1 protein-coding gene is annotated in these 520 nt (G+C 30.6%); it reads right to left on the bottom strand.

From position 1 onward, the window contains the following. Positions 1-148: 148 nt before the first annotated feature. On the bottom strand, positions 149-520 hold a 372-nt coding region (locus ACTHS3_RS16770; protein ID WP_440368612.1), incomplete at its 5' end, for a hypothetical protein.

The following is a 520-nucleotide window of genomic DNA, read 5'->3' as shown; positions in this document are numbered from 1 at the left end:
GCTATATATGCCGAATACAAAGCCACTCCTTTTGTCCTATTGGCATATACTGCTAACGTATCTCTTCCTTTATAAGGCACGATTATTGCAAAAGAAGGGGGTAAATTTTGTAAGTCAATGGGTTGCATTCTTTCGAAAGGAGGTATTTTCATTTTACACCTTTACAAATTTTATTAAGGATAGCTGCAGAAGAATTTTTATCATCGTAATCATTTTTATTAGTATACTCTATATATTCAGACTTATCTCCAAAATACTTTTTCCAATCCTCGTGAAGATTTTTATAATTCTTTTGCAAAGTCTCTTTACTTGTTTCAGCTGATTTATTCCAAAGGTCTTTTTTGTTCACAATAAATAGACTGGGAATGCTTTTTTTATTATCATAATTTCCATCTACGTTGTCTTTAATTTTTTTGATAAAATTTTTAACATCATTTTGTCGGCTCCAAACAATTTTTTTGGAAACATGAGATTCAGAGTGATCTACCATCAGGACAATAAAATTAGCTAGCTTCAATAC

The organism is Neisseria sp. P0009.S007 (assembly GCF_051962515.1).
This window is presented reverse-complemented; position numbering and strand designations above follow the sequence as displayed.